At 65.0% G+C, this 3064-nt stretch carries 1 protein-coding gene; it reads right to left on the bottom strand.

The window, feature by feature from the left end; all coding sequences use genetic code 11:
* The coding region (locus BGIM_RS65355; RefSeq protein WP_193789081.1) for an FG-GAP repeat domain-containing protein at nucleotides 1–3064 on the bottom strand (3064 nt) is incomplete at both ends.

Here is a 3064-nt window from a genome sequence, read left to right as displayed (position 1 = left end):
CCCCGGCTGACCGGCGCCGCCACCGTCAGCTTGCCGATGAACAGCGTCCCGATGCTGGCGGCCGAGATCGACCCGTCGCCGATGAACGCCCCGGCTTTCAGCGTGCCGACGGCCCCGGCGACGTTGATCGTGGCGCCGTCGGCAATCCCGCCGATGCTCGCCGTGGTCAACACTGGCTTGCCGACGGCCACCCCCTGACCGCTCAGGTCGAGGGCGCCGTTGAAATCACCGGCGACGGTCAGCGTGACCAAACTCGGGGCCACAATGATTCCCTTCCCGACATTGGCGGCCGTGAGGGCGGCCACATGGGCGCCGGTGTTGACCGAGAAGCCGTCCTCCATGTCCGCAAACGTCAGGCTCGTCGCCTGCGAGGCCGTGCCGCCGAGCGTCACTTCGCCGAGCAAGTCGGACTTTGCGGCCGAGACCGTCTTCAACCCCGATCCCTGGATGTCGCCGACGGTCACGTAACCGTCGCCTCCCTTGGCTTTGACCACCGTGATGGTCAGCACGCTCTTGGTCGCGTCAGTCCCCTCCAAATAGATCCCCTTGATCGGCCCCTTGCCGGTGTGGCCGGGGTCGTCCTGGATCACGGCGATCTTGCCGAGGGTGGCGGGCGTCAGCCGGACGGTGTACTTGTCGCCGTCGCTGTCAATGAACGTGGCGACGTTCCCCGGCAGGAAGCTCGCCGCCGGGACGATGGTGACCCCGTTGGAATGGAATGTGGCAATCACATGGCCCTGGCTGTCCAAGGCCCGGACGCTGACAAAATAGGTCTGGCCGGCGGTCAGGCTCGGTGCGGTGTTGCTTGCGCTGGTGGCTGTGCCGACGCTCATGAATTCCTGCACATTGGTCTTGTCCGACGCGGTGCCGATGGCCCATTCGTAATGGTCGAGCCCGTTCTCCCCGGCGGCAAAGGCGGACCAGTTGGCGTTGATCGTCGTGAGGGACGATTGCAGATTGATGTCCGCCCCCGTCCCGTCGTTCACGGCGACCATCGTAAACGACGGCCCGGTTTGGACACCAGGGCCGTTCAGCAGGACATCGACGTTATTGTCATTGGCTTTGGCGTCGACAATGTCGGGCCGGCCGTCGCCGTTCACGTCCCCGACCGTCACCCAGTATGTCACTCCGTCGACCGGGACGTCAACCGGGGCACGGAATGAACCGGTTCCGGTTCCCGACAGAATGCTGACGCTGTTATTGAGACTGTCGGTGACGAGGTCGGGGATGCCGTCCCCGTTCAGGTCTCCGATCGCCACCGCGAACAACTCGACGCCGGCGGGGAAGTTGTTCGCGGCGCCAAACGAGCCACCGCCACTCCCCAACAGGACGCTGACATTGTTGCTGTCACGATTGGCGGTGACGAGGTCGGGCTTGCCATCCCCGTTCAAGTCTCCAATCGCCACCGAATATGGAGCATTGCCGACGGCAATGTTCGTGGCGACGCCAAACGAGCCGCCGCCATTCCCCAGCAAGACGCTGACATTGTTGCCATCGACGTTGGCGGTGACGAGGTCGGGCTTGCCGTCCCCGTTCACATCCCCGATCGCCACCGAACGCGGAGCATCGCCGGCGGAGAAGTTGTTCGCGGCGTCAAACGAGCCACCGCCACTCCCCAACAGGACGCTGACATTGTTGCTGTCACGATTGGCGGTGACGAGGTCGGGCTTGCCGTCCCCGTTCACGTCACTAATGACCACCGAAAACGGAGCATCGCCGACGGCGATGTTCGTGGCGGCGCCAAACGTGCCGTCCCCGTTCCCCAACAACACGCTGACGTTGTTGTCATCGGAGTTGGCGGTGACGAGGTCGGGCTTGCCGTCCCCGTTTACATCTCCGATCACCACTGATCCCGGGTTGGCGCCGACATGGAAATTGGCGGCGGGGCCAAACTTGCCGTTCCCGGTCCCCAACAGGATGCTGACGTTGTCGCCAATTTGATTGACGGTGATGAGATCAGGTTTGCCGTCCAAGTTCACATCGTCAATCACTACGGAGTACGGATAATTGCCGACGAGGGAAGGAGAGCCGGGCGCCTGATGGAAGGCCCCGCCGCCGAACCCGTTGCCGACGAGGTCTTTGATGTCGTTGCCGGTGATGTTCAGGCCGATGGTTCCGGCCTCGTAGCCGGAGGCTACGGTGACGATGTAATGGGCGGCATCGACCCCTTGTCGCACATCGGTGATCGAGGCGCCGACCACGCCCGCGGCGTTCAGGGCGAAATCACCGGCATCCACGCCTGTGACCAGTTCGGAGAACGTGACATCGAATTCCAACCCGGTCCCGGCGGCTTGGTTGACGCCGCCGACGAGGGTGATGGTCGCCGTGGGAGCCTTGGTGTCAATCACCAGCTTGCCGTCCGGGCTGACCGCCGCGCCGCTGACATCGGCCTCGCCAAGGTCCGCGCCGTTAAGGTTGAACTTGGTCACGGCCAGATCGTCGGTGTTCTCCCCCGGCGACACGGTGTAAGTGAATGTCAACGCCGTGGTCCCGGAACCGCCGGAATAAGTGGCGGTGCCTCCGTCATCAAGGCTGAGGGTGGGGAGGCCATGCGTGCCGTCCACCGTCACGGCCTTGTCGAAGTTGACGGTGAGCGTCACCGTCTGGCCCGCCCGCAGATCGCCCGCCCCGGCGGTGATGCCCAAGCCCGAGGCCACCACCGAAGTGACGACCGCCGACGGCGTCATGGTGAAGACCGGCCCGGTCTGGACTGTCGCCCCGTTCAACAGGACGGTGACAGTGTCGGCCTGGCGGTTGGCGGTGACGAGGTCGAGCTTGCCATCCCCGTTCACGTCCCCAACCGCCACCGAAAACGGCCCGGTGCCGACGGCGAAGGGAGAGGCGGGGGCGAATGTGCCGTTCCCACCTCCCAGCAGCACGCTGACGGTGTTGCCGCCGAAGTTGGCGGTGACGAGGTCGGGCTTGCCATCCCCATTCACATCCCCAACCGCCACCGAAAACGGCCCGGCGCCGACGGCAGAGGGCGAACCGGGGGCGGGGGCGAACGTGCCGTCGCCATTCCCCAGCAGGACGCTGACCGTGCCGTCGCCGATGTTGGCGGTGA

It is taken from the genome of Zavarzinella formosa DSM 19928 (assembly GCF_000255705.1).
In the GTDB taxonomy this organism is placed as follows: domain Bacteria; phylum Planctomycetota; class Planctomycetia; order Gemmatales; family Gemmataceae; genus Zavarzinella; species Zavarzinella formosa.
Note: the sequence above shows the minus strand (reverse complement) of the source record. Positions and strands in the feature narration are given on the sequence as shown.